Origin of the sequence: Bradyrhizobium sp. CSA207 (genome assembly GCF_029051685.1) — a bacterium.
Taxonomy (GTDB): domain Bacteria; phylum Pseudomonadota; class Alphaproteobacteria; order Rhizobiales; family Xanthobacteraceae; genus Bradyrhizobium.
On the sequence record NZ_JAACFT010000018.1, the window covers coordinates 19,402 to 36,684 of the forward strand.

A 17,283-nucleotide genomic window follows, 5' to 3' on the forward strand; every position below is an offset into this window, starting at 1 on the left:
AAAATCAATTGCGATAGGAAGAATCGATGCGGTCGAGCTGGCGCATCAGCGCCGGCCATTCGCGTTCGCCGGGCACGAGGATGTCGCCCTTCAATTCCCAGAACTGGCGGGCGGCCTTCTCGCAGACCTCGTGCGGCGGCATCACCAGCTTGGCGCCGGCTGCGGCCGCCGCCTGCATCTGGAGCTGGATCCGCGCAGCGCGCTCGAAATAGTAGAGCAGCATGAAGGCCTCGCCCGGCGTCCGGCCGACGGTGAGGATGCCGTGGTTGCGCATCAGCATCACCTTGTGCGGGCCGAGGTCGCGCACCAGGCGGACCTGCTCGTCGAGATCGATGGCGACGCCTTCGTAATCGTGGAAGGCCTGGCGGTCGTAGAAGCGCATCGCGAACTGGCTGAGCGGCAGCAGGCCGTTCTCCTGCCCTGAGACCGCAACGCTCGCGTCGGAATGGGTGTGAAGCACGCAGGCCGCGTCGTGGTTCGACGTGTGGATCGCTGCATGGATCACGAAGGCGGCGACATTGACGGCATAAGGCGTGTCGTCGAGCTTGTTGCCCTTGGTGTCGATCTTCACCAGGCTCGACGCCGTGATCTCGTCGAACAACAGGCCGTAGGGATTGATGAGAAACTGATCCTCATGGCCGGGGACGCGCAAGGAGATGTGATTGTAGATCAGGTCGTCCATTCCGAGCTTGGCGACCATGCGATAGCAGGCCGCAAGCTTGATCCGGGCATCCCACTCGGCTGGTTCGATGCCGCGCGGCTTGGCTTGCGGTTCTCTCGCTGACATCGCGTTCACGGCGTCTTCTCCTGCGCGATGGAGGATTGGAACGACTTCATGCTTTCCTCCTCGATCGCATCGAGCAGCGTTCGCTTGAGGCGCACGAATTCGGGGGAGGTGACGATCTCGGGCCGGCGCGGGCGGGGGAGTTGGACGACTTGTTCGAGCTTCACCGAGCCGGGACGGGCGGTCATCACCAGCACGCGGTCGCCGAGGAAGATCGCCTCGTCGACGTCATGGGTGATGAAGAGAATGGTGCGGCGGTATTTCTGCCAGACATCGAGCAGCCAGCGCTGCATCATCGCCCGCGTCAGCGCGTCGAGTGCGCCGAACGGCTCGTCGAGCAGCATCAGGTCGCGTTCGAACAGGAAGGTGCGCATCAAGGCGACGCGCTGGCGCATGCCGCCCGACAATTGGTTGGGGTATTGCTTCTCGAAGCCGGCCAGCCCGAACTCGGGCAACATCTTCAGCGCCTTGGTGCGTGCCTGGTCGCGCGGCATGCCCTCGACCTCGAGCGCGAGGATGGCGTTGTCCACCACGTTGCGCCAGGGAAACAAGAGGTCGCGCTGCGGCATGAAGGAGACGCGGCCGAGCAGGTCGGCGGCATGGCAGCTCTTGCCCTCGAAGCGCAGGATGCCGCCGGCATCTGGCTCTTCCAATCCTGCGACGATGTTGAAAAGGGTGCTCTTGCCGCAGCCGCTCGGGCCGACGACGGTGACGAATTCGCCGGGGGCGATGTTCGCCTCGAACCCCGAGAGTGCAGCGACGAGGCCGAAGGTCTTGCTCACCGCGCGCAGCTCAAGCAGCGGCTCAGGCTTCGGATGAGCCTGCGGGGCTTCGGTAGCCGGTCCGGGATGGGGGAGGCGGGCAGCCTGCACCGGGATGTCCTTGTATAATGGCGGCGGCCATTCGCATACGAAAACGGACCGCGTCGAAATCTCTTAGCAACTCGTGTGCCAGTGCGATTTCCGGGCAAATCAGGCATAAGACTTGCGAGATCGATGGCGAGCATGTTGGAGTCGCGCGCGTCTCGGCGAGAAAATCGGTCGTTTCGCTGGAGGTTGGGTGCCATTTTGTATACTTATATCTGTATCGGAGAAACATGATGGCGGATGTTGATGCACATATCGGAGGCAGGCGCGTGAAAAACGGGCAGGAGTCCCTGGCGCCAGGTCCCGGCACGACGCTCGCCGAAAGCCTGCGCCAAAAGCTTGAGGGCGCGATCGCCGCGGGGCACCTCGAACCGGGCAGTCGGCTCGACGAGCAGGAGATCGCCCAGCGCTTCGGCGTCTCGCGCACGCCGGTGCGGGAGGCGTTCCGCCTCATGGCCGCCAACAATCTGGTCGAGTTGCGCGGACGGCAGGGCGCGACGGTCCGCAGCATCAAGGCGCAGGCGCTGATCGAGATGTTCCAGGTCATGGCGGAGCTCGAGGGGCTCTGTGCGCGGCTCGCCGCCCGGCGCGTCTCCCAGGCTTGGGGAGCTGAAATTGGCAAGGTACACCAGCAGCTTGTGGCGGCAGGCGAGACCGGCGACATCGATGTATTCTACGACATCAACCAGGAATTCCACGAGGCGATCTATGAGGCCTCACGCAACACCTTCCTGGCCGAGCAGACCCGCAAGCTGCGCAATCAGGTGGCGGCGTATCGCCGCCGGGTGACGCGCATGCCGAACCGGATCGCCGATACCGTTCGCGAGCACGAGGCGATCATGCGGGCGATCCTGGCCCACGATCCGGAGCGGGCGCACAGCGCCATGCGCGATCATGTCAACCTGCTCGGCGACAACCTGCTGGATTTCCTTGCCGCCTTCGAATGACCTTCCGGTCGCTTGGTATGCAAATTGCTAGATCGTGTATATCTAGCCTGCATCCTGGAGACCCGGAGTGGACCTTAAGCTGACGAACAAGACCGCCCTGATCACCGGCGCATCGAAAGGAATTGGACTTGCAGTGGCCGATCTCTTCGCCGCGGAAGGGTGTCACCTGCATCTCGCCGCCCGCAACGGCGAGGCCATGCTCCAGGCCAAGCGGAAGCTGGAAGCGCGACACGGCGTGAAGATCACGATCCATGCACTCGACCTCTCAAGCACGGCAGCGATGGAGAAGCTCGCGGGCGAGGTCGGCGACATCGACATCCTCGTCAACAATGCCGGCGACATCCCGGCCGGTTCGCTCGAAGTCCTCGATGATGCGGCATGGCGGCGCGGCTTCGATCTCAAGGTGTTCGGCTACATCACGCTGTCGCGTCTCTATTATCCGCGTATGAAGGGCAAGGACGGCGTCATCATCAATATCATCGGCAATTCCGGCGAGAACTGGGACGCGAGCTATATCGCGGGCTCGACCGGCAATGCGGCGCTGATGTCCTTCACCAAGGCGCTTGGTGGCCGCAGCCTCGATCACGGGGTGCGCGTCGTCGCGGTCAACCCAGGGCCTGTCGCGACTGATCGCATGCTCAAGATCATGAAGCGCAAATCGATCGATATGCTCGGCGATGAAAGCCGCTGGGAGGAGCTGTTCGACAAATATCCGGGCAAGCGGCCGGCGACCTCGGAGGAGGTCGCCGATCTCGTCGCCTTCCTGTCCTCGCCGCGCTCCGGCTACATCACCGGTACCGTGGTGACGATCGACGGCGGCATTGCCGCGCGCGGCTCAGTGATCTGAGGCGTCGATGTCGAAGCCTCAATCCGCGGCACTGATCCGCAACCGCTATTTCGACGAGCTCTCGGTGAGGCCGGGACTCTATTGGCTCGGCCAGAACACCAATCATATCGAGAGCCATCCCGCCGTGCGCGAGGCGATGCTGCGCTCGATCGAGGCCGGCGAGTTCAATGCCTATGCTCCGCCGCTCGGCTTCGAGGCGCTGCGCGCCGCGATCGTCGCCGATCTCGGCACGCCCGGCGCAGAGGCATTGGTGACCGAGGGGGGCGTCAACGCGCTGGCGATGATCTGTCGCGCGCGCTGCAAGCCCGGCACCACGCTGGTGACGACCGATCCGACCTGGAAATGGCCGTGCCTGTTCGCGCGTCAGCAGGGCTCCGAGGTGATCGAGATTCCGATCTACGATCCGGCCTGCAACTACCGCCTGACGCCCGAGGCGTTGAAAGCGAATGTCGATGAGCGCACCGCGATCATCTATCTCGTCGATCCCAACAATCCGCTCGGCATCCGCTACACCCGCGAGGAGATCGAGAGCTTTGCCGCGATCGCGCGCGATTGCGGCGCGCTGCTGGTGCACGATTGCACCTACCGTGATTTCGCCGACGACCACACGCCAGCGCTTCACGTGGCGCCGCAAGGCTCGGTCGTTTCAACCAGCTTTTCAAAATGGCTCGGGCTTGCCGGCCTGCGGATCGGTGCTCTGGTCGCCGCGCCAGGTCTGTTCGAGGAGCTGGCGCAGACCTCCACCAGCGTCCTCGGTGCGAGCGTCATCGCCCAGCGCGCGGCGCAGGCGGGGTTGTCGGTCAAGACCGAATGGATGAAGAAGGTCCGCAGCACTGACCGGGCCAACAAGGCGATGATCCAGGAGGCGGCGGTCGCGATCGACGGATTGGCGCTGCCGATCATGCCGTCGCATGGGAACTTCCTGGTGCTGGAGACCATCGCGGCGGGCATCCGTCCCGAGGCGCTGGTCGAGTGCTATCGCCGTCAGGGCATCATGATCCGCCAGGGCACCTACCACACGCAGCGTTTCGGCGACCGTTTCGTCAAGATCAGCACGTCCGTGCCGCCGTCCTGGGTCGACAAGTTTTGCACGCTGCTGCCGGACATGATTGTGCAGGCGCGCACGCTCAACGACCTGCCGCCGCAATTCTAGGATGATGCCGATGACAATGATCACGACCAGCGACGGCGTGAAGCTTCATGTGGAAGAGGCGGGCGAGGGTACGCCGATCCTCTTCATTCATGAATTCGGCGGCAATCATGCCAGTTGGGAGCCGCAGCTTCGCTATTTCAGCCGGCGCCATCGCTGCATTACCTACGCCGCACGTGGCTATCCGCCGTCGGATGTGCCTGACAGCGTGGAGGCGTATTCGCAGGCGCTCGCTGCGGATGATGCGGTTGCCGTGCTCGATGCGCTGAAGATCGAGAAGGCGCACATCGTCGGTCTGTCGATGGGTGGCTTCTGCACGGTGCATTTCGGTCTGCGCACGCCGGAGCGCGCTTTGTCGTTGACGGTGGCCGGCGCCGGCTACGGCTGCGAAAAGGAATATGAGGAGTATTTTCGCGGTGTCTCGCTCGAAGTTGCCGACAATTTCGAGAAGCAGGGCGCGAAGGAGTTCTCCAGGATCTATGCGCTCGGCGCGAGCCGCGTCCAGTTCCAGAACAAGGATCCGCGTGGCTGGCGGGAATTCGCCGATCGGCTCGCGACCCATTCCGACCGCGGCGCCGCCAACACCATGCGCGGCGTCCAGGCGCGGCGGCCGTCGTTTTACGACCTCGAGGATGGTCTGAGGACGATGATGGTGCCGACGCTGGTGGTCGTCGGCGACGAGGACGATCATTGTCTCCAGCCCGGCATCTTCCTGAAAAAGACAATTCCGGCTTGCGGCCTCTCGGTATTCCCCAAGACCGGTCACACGCTCAATCTGGAAGAGCCGGCAGCGTTCAACGCGCTGCTCGCCGAGTTCATCGCCCAGGTCGAAGCCGGACACTGGCAGCGGCGTGATCCACGCGCGTTGCCGGGCCAGATCATGCGCACGAAGTAGCAGATCGATGACGAGCCAGCCCCTGATCAACGCCGATCGGCTCTGGACCCGCTTGATGGCGCTCGCCGAGATTGGGGCGACGCCGGCCGGCGGCGTCAACCGTCAGGCGTTAAGCGATGGTGAAATCGCTGCTTGGCGCCGTGTCATCGGCTGGGCCCTCGAAGCGGGGTTGACGCCGTCGACGGATGCCGCGGGAAATCTGTTTTTGGCACTGGCGGGGCAAGATCGCGCCGCGCCGCCATTCTTGCTCGGCAGCCATCTCGATAGCCAGCCGACCGGCGGAAAATTCGACGGAGCGGCCGGCGTGATGGCGGCGCTCGAGGCGGCTGTCACGCTCGCCGAGCAAGGCGACAAGCCCGCGCGCGACGTCATTGTCGTCGCCTGGATGAACGAGGAAGGCTCGCGCTTCGCCCCGGGCATGATGGGCTCGGAGGCCTTTACCGGGGAGCGCGACGTGGCGGCGATTCGCGCCGCGCGGGATGCAGACGGCGTCAGTGTTGGTGAAGCGCTCGATCGTCTCCATCAGGCTTTTCCCGATCTGCCGCACAGGCCGCTCGGCTTTGCCGTGGAGAGCTATCTCGAATTGCATATCGAGCAGGGACCGCTGCTGGAAGCGGCCGCCTGCACGATCGGCGTCGTCACCGGCATCCAGGGCAAGAAGACGTTTCAGGTGATTGTCGAGGGTGCGGAGGGACATGCAGGTACGCTCGCGCAGCAGGAGAGGCGGGATGCGCTCGCCGCCTTTGCGCGGATCGCAACCGCGCTCCATGCCGAGATCGGCACCATCGACACCGACATCAAATTTACCATCGGTCGGCTGGCCGTCATGCCGAATGCACCGTCGGTGGTGCCGTCGCGCGTCAGCTTCAGCATCGATCTGCGTCACCCGGAGAATGCGGCGCTCACCGCAGCCGGTGCCCGCATTACAGCTCTCTGCCGCGAGTACGCTCCTCCTTGCACGGTCACGGTGACGCCGCTGGTCGATGCGCCGTCGAACGCGTTCGATCCGCAGCTGCAGGCAAGCATCGCCCAGGCCTCGCGAGACCAGGGGCATCCCGCCATGGCCATTCTCTCGGCCGCCGGTCACGATGCCCGTCATCTCGCCAAGATCTGTCCGGCGGCAATGATCTTCATTCCGTGCCGCGACGGTGCGAGCCATGTGGAGCACGAATGGGCCGAGCCAGCCGATGTTGCCGCGGGCGCGTCTGTCTTAGTGCAAGTGTTGCGAGAGGTTGAGCTCGCCAGGCGATCTGCGCGACATGAGGCGGGGCGATGACGGAAAGTTTCCAAGGGGATTACCGCGATGCGATGGCGCGCCTCGGCGCCGCGGTCAGCATCGTCACGACCGATGGTCCCGCAGGTCGCGCCGGCTTTACTGCGTCCGCCGTCTGCAGCGTCACCGACGATCCGCCGACGCTTTTGGTGTGCATGAACCGCGCATCCTCGGCGCATGTAAGCGTGGCGGGCAACAACGTCGTGTGTGTAAATGTGCTATCGAGTCAGCACGAGCGACTTTCACGGCTATTTGGTGGCAAGGTGCCCGCCAGGGAGCGGTTCGCGGCGGCGGTGTGGTCGACGCTCGCGACGGGTGCACCGGTTCTCGCCGACAGCGCAGCTGCCTTCCGATTGCGAGATAGCGAATGTCGTCACGGTCGGCACGCACGATGTATTGTTCTGCCGCGTTGTCGCGCTGCAGAGCTCCGGCCTGACGGAGAACCTGATCTATCTTGGCCGCGTCTACCATTCTGTGCGCGCGTTTTGAGCGGAGCGGCGTACGGCACTGCGGGCACTGGCTGAGCGGCCGTGTTTCCGTCTACCATGGCCGCTCGCTCATAGGAGGAACGGCAAGGTGGCAGGCGGCATTTCCATTCACGCAGTCGACGTGGCGAGCGGACGTCCCGCGCAGGGCCTGCGCATCGAGATCTGGCGGATCGACCCCGAGCAGTTGCGCATCGCCGAGGGGCGGCTCGGCGCAAACGGCGTGCTGGATCATCCCGTTGCGCACGGCGCCGGCGTCACGGCGGGCGTGTACGAGGTGCTGTTTCATCTCGGCGAGTTCTTTGGCGACAGCGACGGCTTCCTGACCGTGACGCCGTTCCGCTTCCGCATCAGGAACGTTGACGAACATTTCCACCTGCCGCTGAAATTCACGCGCTGGGGCTATTCGCTGTTCCGCGGCGCCTGATCAGTTGGTCAGCCGCCGCGACAATCCCGTAACGCGCTCCATGACCGCGACCATTGCGACGGTGGCGATGATGAGCACACCCGACAAGGCTGCGATGGTCACGTCGAGCTTGCCCTCGAGGTCCTGCCACATCCGGATCGGCAGCATGTCGGTCGCGGCATCGCGCAGGAACAGCGAGACCGGCACGTTGTCGAAAGACGACATGAAGGCGATGAAGGCGCCGGCGATGATGCCCGGCCGGATCAGCGGCAGCACGATGCGGCGGAACGTGTAAAGGCGGCTTGCCCCTAACACCGCCGAACTCTCGAGCAGGGTCGGCTCGAGCTGCGCCAGCGCCGCAATCGTGTTGCGCACGACATAGGGGACGCAGACCACGGTGTGACCGATCACCAGTGTCAGCGGCGACACCGGCAGGCCGACGAAGGAGAACAACATCAGAGCTGCAAGCCCGAAGGCGAGCGCAGGAAGCACCAGCGGCGACATGAAGAGCGAATCGAGCAATCGCGCCGACAGTTTGGGTGAGCGCGAGATCGCCAGCGCCGCTGCAACGCCGAGCACGATCGACAGGCCCGTCGCCCACAGCGCGACCAACAGGCTGTTACGCGCGGCAAAGTGCAGCTGCCAAGCATTCCACAATTCGGCGTACCAGCGCAGCGAATAGCCCGGCGGCGGGAATTTCAGCGAGAAGCCGCTGGTGAAGGAGACGATCAGCACGACCAGCGACGGCGCGATGATCAGGATCAGCGCAATCAGCGCGATCACGGTCATGACGACTTCGAAGCTGACCGCCTCCAGGGTGCGCTTGCGTCCGCTCATCATGCGCCTCCGTAGCCGCGCGATAGGCGGCCGAGCGTGGTGAAGACGGAGACGACCGCGAGCACGGCGAGCAGGAAGATGATCGAGATCGCGGAAGCAAAGGGCCAGTTCTGAAGGGTCGAGGCCTGCTGATAGAGATACATCGGCATGAACAGCATCTGGCCGCCGCCGATCAGCGACTGGGTGATGAAGGCCGTGATGGCGGCAGCATAGGTCAGCGTGCAGCCGGCGATCACGCCGGGCAGAGACAGCGGCAGCACGATCCTGAAGAAGGTTCGCCAGCTCCCGGCGCCGAGCGAGCAGGAGGCGTCATCGAGGTTGGGATCGATCCGGCCAAGCGCGGTGATCAGCGGCAGCGTCATCAGCGGCATCTGCACCTGCGCCAGCGCGATCACCACGCCGAACTGGGTGTAGAGCAGCCGCAACGGCGTATCGATGATGCCGAGCGATTGCAGCGTCGCGTTGATGATGCCCTGGCGGCCCAGGATGACGATCCAGGCAAAGGTTCGCACCACGACGCTGGTCAGAAGCGGCAACAGCACGATCAGGATGATGATGGTCTGAAGCCGCGGCCCGACCCGCTGATAGAGCCACGCGATGGGAAAGCCGAGCACGAGGCAGACGAGCGTTACCTCGGCGCCGAGCAGCAGCGTCGAGCCGAGCACGCTGAGGCTGAAGGGATCAGTCAGGAAGTGCAGATACTGGCCGAGCCCCCAATGGAGCCCGGCCGTGTCGTTGTGCAGCGAGAGCCAGAGCAATTGCAGGAGCGGCGCGACGAAGAAGACCAGGAAGAACAGCGCCAGCGGCGCCGCCAATCCCATGCCGTAGGACGTCACATCCCGCGATGCCGGTGCTGTACCCATGGTGCTAGATTTTGATCTCGCGGTTGAAGCGCTCGATCCAGGCGGAGCGCTGCTCGTTGATCTTCTTCCAGTCCTGGAACACGAACTTCTGCTTCAGCTCGGCGGTGTCCTTGGCGAGCACGCGCGCGATCTCGCCGCCCATGGCAACCTTGGAGTTGGTCGGCACGATCAGATAGGGCGGGTTCATCAGCGTGGTCTGCACCTCCGCCGTCAATGCCGCCTCGATCAGCTTGAAGGCGAGCTCGCGGTTCGGCGAATTCTTGACGATGTGGATCGTGGTCTTGAAGGCGATGGCGCCTTCCTTTGGCGCCACGAACTCGACCGGCACGCCGCGCGCTTTCAGAATCTGGATGGCGTTGAAATTGCCGGGCGAGATGTCGATCTGGCCCTGCTGGAACAGGGTCGCGAGCGCGCCGGGATTGGCGGCGACCGCGGAGAGATTGGGCTTGAGCTCTTCCAGCGCCTTGAAGCCGGGATCGACATTGGCCTCGGAGCCGCCGCGCATCTTGGCGATCTCGACCAGCCAGCCGGTGCCGAGCGTCGAGTTGAGATTGGTGATGCCGACGCGGCCTTTGAACTCGGGCTTCCAGAGATCGGCCCAGGAGGTCGGCGGCGTCTTGACAGCCTCGGGATTGTAGGTGAGGCCGACGACCTGGAAGAACGGGGAGGGACCCATCGGTTCCTGCGCCTCGGAGATCAGGTCCTTGTAATAAGCGCTCTTCTCGACCGGATAGGGCTCGACCAGATCCTGGCCGATCGCGACGAGGGCGGGGCCGGGATCGTGCAGCATGACGTCGATCGGCGGGTTGGCCTTGGCGGCATTCACCTTGGCGATTTGGTCGACCGAAAGCATGGGGTCGAGCACCATCGCTGCATCGGCGTTCGCCTTGCGAAAGGCCGGCACGAGAACGGCCTTGTGCGCTTCCTCCCAGCTGCCGGTGAAGGTCGCAAACACCAGCGGGCGGGCCTGGGCGAAGCTCAGCCCGGGAAACGCCTTCATGGCGCCGAGTGTGAGTGCGGTCGTCATTAGGCTTCGGCGATTGAGGATCATGGCGAACTCCCTGTGGACTATGACTGGATCTAAAGCGTTGCGGGAAAAGCGTTGGCGAGCGATGGCGCGAGCGGTGCGAGGCGCACCGCGGCGCCGTTCTCCAATGCGCGCGTCTCGCCGATGCGCGCCTGGGAGACCTTTACGCCGGAGCCGTCGGCCGTTGTAACCTCATGGACGACGGTGGCGCCTAATGGCAGCGACATGCCGACTACGCCGGCAAAGCCGGTTTCGTCGCTGACGAACTGCAGGTGTTCGGGGCGGATGCAGACGGTGACGCGGCCGCCTTCGCTGAGGGTGCCGCCCGCGGGCCGTGCGACAATCTCCGCGCCGGCATCGAGGCGCACCTTTGCGGCGGTGCGGTCCGCCGATACCACGACGCCGGGCATGCGGTTGCTGGAGCCGACGAAGGTGTTCACGAACAGGGTCTGCGGGCGGTCGTAGACGTCCGACGGCGATCCGAACTGCTCGAGCTTGCCGTGGCTCAGCACTGCGACGCGGTCGGCCATGGACAACGCCTCTTCCTGGTCGTGCGTCACGATCAGCGTGGTGATGCCCGAGACGCGTTGCAGCCGCTTGACTTCGATCTGCATGTCGAGCCGGAGGTTCTTGTCCAACGCGGCGAAGGGCTCGTCGAGCAGCAGGATCGACGGCTTGATCGCCAGCGCCCGGGCGAGCGCGACGCGCTGCTGCTGGCCGCCAGAGAGCTGCCGCGGCAGCCGCTCGGCCATCGACGGCAGTTGCACCAGCTCGAGCAGCCGTTGCGCCTCGCGCTGGCGCGTCGCCTTGTCGATGCCGCGGGCGGCGAGGCCGTAGCCGACGTTCTCGGTGACGGTGAGATGGGGAAACAGGGCATAGTTCTGGAACACGATGCCGACCGCGCGGCGGTTCGGCGGCAGCGCGTCAACGATGTCGTCGCCGATGATGATCCGTCCCTGGCTCTGTGCGATGAAGCCAGCGATGATCCGCAGCAAGGTCGTCTTGCCGCAGCCGGAGGGGCCGAGCAGCGCGATGATCTCGCCGCCCTTGATGTCGAGATTGATGTTCTCGACCGCGAGCGCGCCGCTCGGATAGCGGTGGGTGACGGCGTCGACGACGAGCGAACGGCCGCTTTGCGCATCAGCCATGGTGTTGCCTCCCGTTGCCCCAAAGGAGAAAGCAAGTCTCGTGCCCGAGCCGGTCGCTTTTGGATGCGAGTTTTGGCATTGTGGCGCGATGATAACGGATCCATCGCTCTGCGAGCTCAATGCCACAACCCTTGCGCGCGCCATTGCCAGGGGCGAGCTGTCGTCGCGCGACGTCGTCGAGGCGCATCTTGCGCGGATCGCGGAACAGGACGCGCAATTGGCAGCATTCGTGACGGTCGACGCTGAGGGCGCCCGCCGTGCGGCGCAAATCTGTGACGCGGCGTCCGCGCCGGCCGGACCGCTGCATGGCGTGCCCGTCGCGATCAAGGACCTCACCGACACCGCGGGGCTGACGACCACCTATGGATCGGCTCTGTTTCGCGACCACGTGCCGATGGAGGACGATCTCGTGGTCGCGCGGCTGCGGCGCGCCGGCGCGATCATTTTGGGCAAGACCAACACACCCGAATTCGGCTTCGGTGCGGTCTGCACCAACAGATTGTGTGGGCCGACCCGCAATCCGTTCGATCCTGCGCTGACCTCCGGCGGATCGTCCGGCGGCTCCGCCGTCGCGGTCGCGGCCGGTATGGTGCCGCTGGCACACGGCACCGATTTCGGCGGATCCGTGCGCACGCCCGCGAGTTTCTGCGATGTCGCCTCGATCCGGGCGACACCGGGTCGCATTCCATCGCCGCGCCGCCCGCTGGGCTGGGACATGCTGGCGACCCACGGTTTCCTTGCCCGCAGCATCGACGACCTCGAGCTTGCGTTGTCGGTGTGCGAGGGAGCCGATGCGCATGATCCGCTCTCGAGCGGAAGCTTCCGCGGCGATCGAACGTCCGCAGGACGTCCCCGGATCGCCGTCACGCCCGATTTCGGCGTTGCACCGGTCGCCCGCGATGTTCGGGCACGCTTTGCGATGGCCTGCGAGGCGCTCGCGCGCGTTGCCGATATTGTGCAATCGTCGCCAGATTGCGGCGGTGCAATCGAGACCTTCCGCATGTTGCGCGCCGCACATATCGCCAACGGTTTTGGTGAGTTGCTGAAGACGCGGCGCGATGAACTCACGCCCACCGTGATCTGGAATATCGAGGCGGGCGCAAGGCTCTCGGCCGAAGATTATCTCAATGCGGAGCGCCGCCGCACCGCGATCTACCGCAGCTTCCGCGACCTGTTCACCCGCGCCGATTTCCTGGTGGCGCCGGCGGCGTCCGTCTTCCCCTGGCCGAACGAAGTCAGCGACGTCACGGCAATCGACGGCACGACATTGGACACGCCGATCGACTATCTCGCCGTTACCTTCATTGTCTCGCTGGTGGGTTTTCCAGTCCTGACCGTGCCGACGCAGCGGGGAGCGAATGAGCTGCCGTTCGGCATCCAGATCATTGCGCCGCCGGGATGCGAATCGCGCTTGTTTGCCTTTGGCCGGACCATCGAGCAGACGCTGGGTTTTTCGCATCGCCGGCCGCCTGCCTGATCAACTGTCGCGATGTTCGAGCCGGGCGGCGAGCGCCTCGGTAAGACCGGTCGTGGGCTTGGCCGCGGGGCGGCGGAACGTGCCCGCGGTCGCCTTGCGCAGGCGCAGTGCCACCAGCGCCTCGGCTTGCTTCACGGCGGCGCCGACTTGATCGATGACGGGGACGGGGACCCGGCCGGCAACCCGCCCGGCAAGACCCGAGAGTGGCGCGCCGGCGAAAATCAGGACGTCGGCCTCGTTCTCGACGATCGCGCGCTGCGCGAGCGCGACGAGAAGGTCCTCCTTCTCGGTGCCGACCTCGGAGATCGCCTGGAACGGCGTGTCGAGCGTGCGGATGCCGGCGCAGCGCTCCCACAGCCCGTGAGCACGGACGCATTCCTCGTACCAGGGCCCTAGCGCCTGCGCGAACGTGACAATGGCGAAACGGCGCCCGGCCATGCAGGCCGTCAGCATCGCGGCTTCCGCCATGCCGACCACGGGAATGTCGAATGTTTCGCGCGCAGCGAAGAGGCCGGGGTCGCCGAAGGCGGCGATGATCGCCGCATCGACCTCGTGATGCTGTTCGGCCAGCATTTCCAGCGCGATCGCCCCGCCGATCTGGGCCTCGGTCCGGGTCGAGATGTAGGGCACGCCGCGGGACGCGGTGCAGGGGACCAGCACGGTGCCGGGCGACGTTGCGCGCTGCCCGACATCCATCATCAGCCGGGTGACTTCGGCGCTGGTGTTGGGGTTGAGCAGGAGCAGCTTCATGGTCACGCTGCCGTTCGTTTGGGGGGCGATGTGGCGAGAACTTCGAGCAGAGCGGTGCCGGTGCGCCGGACATGGGCACCGAGCAGGCGTCCGGCCGCCTCGCCGTCGCGTGCTTCGAGTGCTGCCAGAATATCGGCATGCTCGTCGACCGAATTGCTCCAGCGGCGGTCGGCGCCGAGCGCCAGATAGCGCGCGCGTTCGGCGCGGGAGATCAGCGTCTCATGCGCCTCCCGCAGCGGCGTATTGCGCGCCATGCGGACGATCATGCTGTGGATCTCGCCGTTGATGGCGAAATAGTCGTCGAGCTTGCCGCTGCGATGATGACCTTCCATGCGGGTCTGAAGCGTGCGCAGGCGGGCGAGATCGCGGTCGGTACCGCGCTCCGCGGCGAGTTCGGCGGCAAGCCGCTCGATACCGGCGAGAGCCTCGAACAATTCCGAGATGCTGTCGACGGCGATATCGGCGATACGCGGGCTGCGATTGGGGCGCAGCTCGATCAGTCCTTCCGCCGCCAGCACCTTCATCGCCTCGCGCAGCGGGGTGCGCGACACACCGAGCGACTTCGACAGCTTGGTCTCCTGGGTCTGCGACCCCGGCGCCAGCTCGCCTCGAATGATCATCGTCCGCATTCGCGCAGCCGCGCGCTCATGCAGGCCCATCCGCTTGAGTTTGGGCGACTTTCGTCCTCTCGGCGCTTCCGATTTCTGCTGCACGCGTGCCTCACCACTCAAATTCATCTTACCCGTTTCAGTCCCTTTGCCTTGCCCAAAATACTGACGCATCTAGCTGAAAACAATAGCACAACGCGCAAATTGTATGCAGCATGCAGAATCTCGTTGCGCCGCCGCAAATGACGGCTGATGATCTCGCGGCACGCGCGAGAGCTCGCGCCTTTCCGAAACGGAGTAAGCGATGCGGACGATCCTGCGACTGGGCCTCGTGTTGATGGCTGCGATGTTCGGCACGAGCCATTTCGCCTCCGCGCAGACCGCAAAGATCAAGCTCGGTTTTGCCAAATGCGCGCATTGCCTGCCGATGTCCCTGATCCCGGGCATGGCAAAGAACGTCGAGGTCGAGGCCACCGGCTTCAACTCGGGCAATGACGTCCTCACCGCCTTGGTGTCGAAGAGCATCGATGTCGCGCAGGTCACCTACCTCCACTACATCACTGCGCTCGACAAGGGCTTCGACGTCGTCGCCGTCTCCGGCCAGATCAATGGCGGCTCGGAATGTCTCACCTCCGCGAAGCTGAACCTTCCGCCTGAGGACTGGGCCGCCTTCAAGGCGACCGTCGCGAAAGCCAAGAGCGACGGCCAGCCGCTGAAGGTCGCGGCCTCCCGCGGCAACGCGCAGGACATCCACATGCGCGGCGCGTTCTTGAAGCAGGGCGTCGATCCCAACAAGGACATCCAGTTCATCAACATCCCCAATCCGTCCGACCATCTCGCGGCGTTGCAGCGCGGCGAGGTCGACATGATCTGCACGGTCGAGCCGTTCGCCTCGCAGGTCCGGCTTGCCGGCGCAGGCAAGCATTTCGTGCTGCCCTATGACCAGGCGGCGGGGAATCTGACGAACCTGATCGTCACGCGTTCAGATGTCATTGCTAGCCAGCGCGCTGGTGTCCAGGCTGTCGTCACCGCCGTGGTCGAGCTCGACAACAAGCTGATCGCCGACAAGGCGCCGTGGATCGAGGTCATCAACAAGCTCACCGGCCTCGACAAGACGGTGGCGACCGAAGCACTCAAGAATGCCGCGCCGGATCCTGCGATCCATCGTGCCCAGACGCTCGCGATCGCCGCGATGATGCGCGACCTCAAATACATCTCGAAGGACATCTCCGCGGAAGCGGAGAAGAACATCGACTATTCGTTCATCGAGCAGGCGACGGGGAAATCCAAGAATGACCTCGGCTATTGACGTCTCGCCGGCCAAGCCCGCGTTTCGGCTGGCCCGCGCGCGTCAGGGCCTCGAACGCGTCGTCGTCCCTGCGCTGCTGATCGCGGCCTGGGAAGCCGTCGCCCGCAGCGGCATGCTGCCGCCGGCGCTGTTGCCGGCGCCGAGCGCGGTGCTGCATGCGCTCGGCGATTGGGTGTTCGGCTTCGACGAGACCACGCAGACCTATTCGGGCCACTGGCTCCGCGACGCGCTCGCCAGCGCCTTGCGTGTGTTCGGCGGCTTTGCGCTGGCGAGCGTGCTTGGAATCCTCGCCGGGGTTGCCATCGGCTGGTCGCGCCTGTTCGAGAAGACGCTGGAGCCCACGCTGCAGATGCTGCGTCCGATTCCGCCGGTGTCCTGGATTCCGCTCGCGATCATCTGGTTCGGCATTGCCGACAAGCCTGCGATCTTCCTCGTCTTCCTGGGCGCCTTCTTTCCCGTGCTGATGAACAGCATTCATGGCGTGAAGACGGTGGACCATAATCTCGTGCGCGCCGGTGCGATGATGGGGGCGAATGAACGACAGATGCTCACCGATATCGTGCTGCCCGCGGCGCTGCCCTCGATCTTCGCAGGTCTTCGCATCGCGGTCGGATCGGCCTGGATGCTGACGGTCACAGCCGAGATGGTCGCAGTCAAAAGCGGGCTTGGCTACGTCTTGTGGGATTCATATTATTTCCTGCGCTACGATATCGTGCTCGCGGCGATGATCTCGATCGGGCTGCTCGGCTATCTCTCCGACCTCGGCCTCAAGGCCATCATGGCCCGCGCACTGCGCTGGCAGACGACGACCACCGTGCAAGGCAGGACCGGCTGATGGCCGCCATCGAGCTCCGCAACATCGTCAAGGTGTTTTCCGACAAGCGGCGCGGCCGTGACCTTTTGACCCTCGACAACATCAACCTCGACATCGAAGCCAATGACTTCGTCTGCCTGCTCGGCCCGTCCGGCTGCGGCAAGTCGACCCTGCTCAACATCATCGCCGGCTTTGAGCAGGCGACGTCCGGGCGCACGCTGGTCGATGGAAGGCAGGTCCAGCGGCCAGGGTCAGATCGCGGCGTGGTATTCCAGCAGCCGACCCTGATGCCATGGCTGACGGCCATCGACAACGTCGCCTTCCATCTCAAGCTCAAGGGCGTTCCGAAGGCCGAGCGGCACCATCGCGCGATGGAATTCATCGATCTGGTCGGCTTGCGCGGCTTCGAGCACCATCATCCCTCCGAGCTGTCCGGCGGCATGAACCAGCGGGTCGGCATTGCCCGTGCGCTTCTGATGAACCCGAGCGTCATCCTGATGGACGAACCGTTCGCGGCGCTGGACGCCCAGACCAAGCTCGAAATGCAGGAGGAGCTGGTCGCGATCTGGCAGAAGCGCCGCTGCACGATCGTGTTCGTCACCCACAGCGTCGACGAGGCGCTGGTGCTCGGCAACAAGATCGTGGTGATGACGAAGCGGCCGGGCCGGATCCGCGATGCCGTCAATTTCGACCTGCCGCGCCCGCGCGATATCACCAGCCCCGAATTCAATGACGCAAAGCGCCACATCCTGGCTTTGATCCGGGAGGAGTCGACGCGCCTTGCGCAGGCGTCGTAA

Annotated in this window: 18 protein-coding genes and 1 pseudogene; 11 read left to right on the forward strand and 8 right to left on the reverse strand. The window is 64.7% G+C overall.

The window, feature by feature from the left end; translation table 11 throughout:
* Positions 1 to 4: 4 nt before the first annotated feature.
* Both GWG65_RS20900 and GWG65_RS20905 read right to left on the reverse strand, forming a co-directional pair.
* Positions 5 to 796, reverse strand: coding sequence for a class II aldolase/adducin family protein (locus tag GWG65_RS20900; protein WP_275197442.1), 792 nt, complete (start codon positions 794 to 796; stop codon positions 5 to 7).
* On the reverse strand, positions 793 to 1,656 hold the full coding sequence (locus GWG65_RS20905) for an ABC transporter ATP-binding protein (RefSeq protein ID WP_275197443.1): 864 nt from the start codon (positions 1,654 to 1,656) through the stop codon (positions 793 to 795). Before GWG65_RS20905 ends, GWG65_RS20900 begins: the two co-directional genes overlap by 4 nt.
* 17 nt (positions 1,657 to 1,673) lie before the next feature.
* Between GWG65_RS20905 and GWG65_RS20910 the strand changes: the two genes are divergently transcribed.
* The 7 genes and pseudogenes from GWG65_RS20910 (at position 1,674) to GWG65_RS20940 (ending at position 7,674) form a co-directional block, all read left to right on the forward strand.
* On the forward strand, positions 1,674 to 2,597 hold the full coding sequence (locus tag GWG65_RS20910; protein ID WP_275197444.1) for a GntR family transcriptional regulator: 924 nt from the start codon (positions 1,674 to 1,676) through the stop codon (positions 2,595 to 2,597).
* 67 nt (positions 2,598 to 2,664) lie between these two features.
* A complete protein-coding gene (locus tag GWG65_RS20915) occupies positions 2,665 to 3,444 on the forward strand; it encodes an SDR family oxidoreductase (protein WP_275197445.1) in 780 nt (259 codons plus the stop codon).
* Between the two features lie 7 nt (positions 3,445 to 3,451).
* A complete protein-coding gene (locus GWG65_RS20920; protein ID WP_275197446.1) occupies positions 3,452 to 4,597 on the forward strand; it encodes a pyridoxal phosphate-dependent aminotransferase in 1,146 nt (381 codons plus the stop codon).
* A gap of 10 nt (positions 4,598 to 4,607) precedes the next feature.
* Positions 4,608 to 5,489 (forward strand): alpha/beta hydrolase, encoded by an 882-nt coding sequence (locus GWG65_RS20925; RefSeq protein WP_275197447.1) that lies wholly within the window; start codon positions 4,608 to 4,610, stop codon positions 5,487 to 5,489.
* Between the two features lie 7 nt (positions 5,490 to 5,496).
* On the forward strand, positions 5,497 to 6,765 hold the full coding sequence (locus GWG65_RS20930; protein WP_275197448.1) for a Zn-dependent hydrolase: 1,269 nt from the start codon (positions 5,497 to 5,499) through the stop codon (positions 6,763 to 6,765).
* Positions 6,762 to 7,251: pseudogene (locus GWG65_RS20935) on the forward strand (flavin reductase). The gene GWG65_RS20930 and the pseudogene GWG65_RS20935 overlap by 4 nt, the downstream one beginning before the upstream one ends.
* Before the next feature lie 87 nt (positions 7,252 to 7,338).
* Positions 7,339 to 7,674 carry a hydroxyisourate hydrolase gene (locus GWG65_RS20940; RefSeq protein WP_275197449.1) on the forward strand — a complete coding sequence of 112 codons (336 nt, stop codon included), beginning with the start codon at positions 7,339 to 7,341 and terminating at the stop codon, positions 7,672 to 7,674.
* Here the strand turns inward: GWG65_RS20940 and GWG65_RS20945 are convergent, their stop codons facing one another.
* Genes GWG65_RS20945 through GWG65_RS20960 form a run of 4 tightly spaced genes read right to left on the reverse strand, consistent with a single transcriptional unit; the run spans position 7,675 to position 11,528 of the window.
* A complete protein-coding gene (locus GWG65_RS20945; RefSeq protein ID WP_275197450.1) occupies positions 7,675 to 8,490 on the reverse strand; it encodes an ABC transporter permease in 816 nt (271 codons plus the stop codon).
* The gene (locus GWG65_RS20950; protein ID WP_275197451.1) at positions 8,490 to 9,353 is read right to left on the reverse strand and encodes an ABC transporter permease; all 864 of its coding nucleotides are present in this window, start codon (positions 9,351 to 9,353) and stop codon (positions 8,490 to 8,492) included. The genes GWG65_RS20945 and GWG65_RS20950 overlap by 1 nt, the downstream gene beginning before the upstream one ends.
* A 4-nt stretch (positions 9,354 to 9,357) precedes the next feature.
* Positions 9,358 to 10,404, reverse strand: a complete 1,047-nt coding sequence (locus tag GWG65_RS20955) for an ABC transporter substrate-binding protein (RefSeq protein ID WP_275197452.1) — start codon at positions 10,402 to 10,404, stop codon at positions 9,358 to 9,360.
* A gap of 29 nt (positions 10,405 to 10,433) precedes the next feature.
* A complete protein-coding gene (locus tag GWG65_RS20960; protein ID WP_275197453.1) occupies positions 10,434 to 11,528 on the reverse strand; it encodes an ABC transporter ATP-binding protein in 1,095 nt (364 codons plus the stop codon).
* An 88-nt stretch (positions 11,529 to 11,616) separates the two neighbouring features.
* On the opposite strand from GWG65_RS20960, the gene GWG65_RS20965 reads away from it, so the two are divergent.
* Positions 11,617 to 13,005 (forward strand): amidase, encoded by a 1,389-nt coding sequence (locus tag GWG65_RS20965; protein ID WP_275197455.1) that lies wholly within the window; start codon positions 11,617 to 11,619, stop codon positions 13,003 to 13,005.
* On the opposite strand, the gene GWG65_RS20970 is transcribed toward GWG65_RS20965, so the two are convergent.
* Together GWG65_RS20970 and GWG65_RS20975 are read right to left on the reverse strand one after the other, a co-directional pair.
* Positions 13,006 to 13,755 (reverse strand): aspartate/glutamate racemase family protein, encoded by a 750-nt coding sequence (locus GWG65_RS20970; RefSeq protein ID WP_275197592.1) that lies wholly within the window; start codon positions 13,753 to 13,755, stop codon positions 13,006 to 13,008.
* 2 nt (positions 13,756 to 13,757) lie between these two features.
* Positions 13,758 to 14,468, reverse strand: coding sequence for a GntR family transcriptional regulator (locus GWG65_RS20975; protein ID WP_275197457.1), 711 nt, complete (start codon positions 14,466 to 14,468; stop codon positions 13,758 to 13,760).
* A 199-nt stretch (positions 14,469 to 14,667) separates the two neighbouring features.
* Between GWG65_RS20975 and GWG65_RS20980 the strand changes: the two genes are divergently transcribed.
* Genes GWG65_RS20980 through GWG65_RS20990 form a run of 3 tightly spaced genes read left to right on the forward strand, consistent with a single transcriptional unit; the run spans position 14,668 to position 17,283 of the window.
* A complete protein-coding gene (locus GWG65_RS20980; protein ID WP_275197458.1) occupies positions 14,668 to 15,672 on the forward strand; it encodes an ABC transporter substrate-binding protein in 1,005 nt (334 codons plus the stop codon).
* Entirely contained in the window at positions 15,656 to 16,507 is an 852-nt protein-coding gene (locus tag GWG65_RS20985) for an ABC transporter permease (protein ID WP_275197459.1), read from the forward strand. Before GWG65_RS20980 ends, GWG65_RS20985 begins: the two co-directional genes overlap by 17 nt.
* Positions 16,507 to 17,283 (forward strand): ABC transporter ATP-binding protein, encoded by a 777-nt coding sequence (locus GWG65_RS20990; RefSeq protein WP_275197460.1) that lies wholly within the window; start codon positions 16,507 to 16,509, stop codon positions 17,281 to 17,283. The genes GWG65_RS20985 and GWG65_RS20990 overlap by 1 nt, the downstream gene beginning before the upstream one ends.

Excerpts from the sequence above, each read along its gene's own strand:
- GWG65_RS20910 (WP_275197444.1), top strand. The coding sequence starts at position 1,674 with ATGGCGGCGGCCATTCGCATACGAAAACGGACCGCGTCGAAATCTCTT.
- GWG65_RS20920 (WP_275197446.1), top strand. The coding sequence starts at position 3,452 with ATGTCGAAGCCTCAATCCGCGGCACTGATCCGCAACCGCTATTTCGAC.
- GWG65_RS20925 (WP_275197447.1), top strand. The coding sequence starts at position 4,608 with ATGACAATGATCACGACCAGCGACGGCGTGAAGCTTCATGTGGAAGAG.
- GWG65_RS20930 (WP_275197448.1), top strand. The coding sequence starts at position 5,497 with ATGACGAGCCAGCCCCTGATCAACGCCGATCGGCTCTGGACCCGCTTG.
- GWG65_RS20945 (WP_275197450.1), bottom strand. The coding sequence starts at position 8,490 with ATGAGCGGACGCAAGCGCACCCTGGAGGCGGTCAGCTTCGAAGTCGTC.
- GWG65_RS20950 (WP_275197451.1), bottom strand. The coding sequence starts at position 9,353 with ATGGGTACAGCACCGGCATCGCGGGATGTGACGTCCTACGGCATGGGA.
- GWG65_RS20955 (WP_275197452.1), bottom strand. The coding sequence starts at position 10,404 with ATGATCCTCAATCGCCGAAGCCTAATGACGACCGCACTCACACTCGGC.
- GWG65_RS20960 (WP_275197453.1), bottom strand. The coding sequence starts at position 11,528 with ATGGCTGATGCGCAAAGCGGCCGTTCGCTCGTCGTCGACGCCGTCACC.
- GWG65_RS20965 (WP_275197455.1), top strand. The coding sequence starts at position 11,617 with ATGATAACGGATCCATCGCTCTGCGAGCTCAATGCCACAACCCTTGCG.
- GWG65_RS20970 (WP_275197592.1), bottom strand. The coding sequence starts at position 13,755 with ATGAAGCTGCTCCTGCTCAACCCCAACACCAGCGCCGAAGTCACCCGG.
- GWG65_RS20980 (WP_275197458.1), top strand. The coding sequence starts at position 14,668 with ATGCGGACGATCCTGCGACTGGGCCTCGTGTTGATGGCTGCGATGTTC.
- GWG65_RS20985 (WP_275197459.1), top strand. The coding sequence starts at position 15,656 with ATGACCTCGGCTATTGACGTCTCGCCGGCCAAGCCCGCGTTTCGGCTG.
- GWG65_RS20990 (WP_275197460.1), top strand. The coding sequence starts at position 16,507 with ATGGCCGCCATCGAGCTCCGCAACATCGTCAAGGTGTTTTCCGACAAG.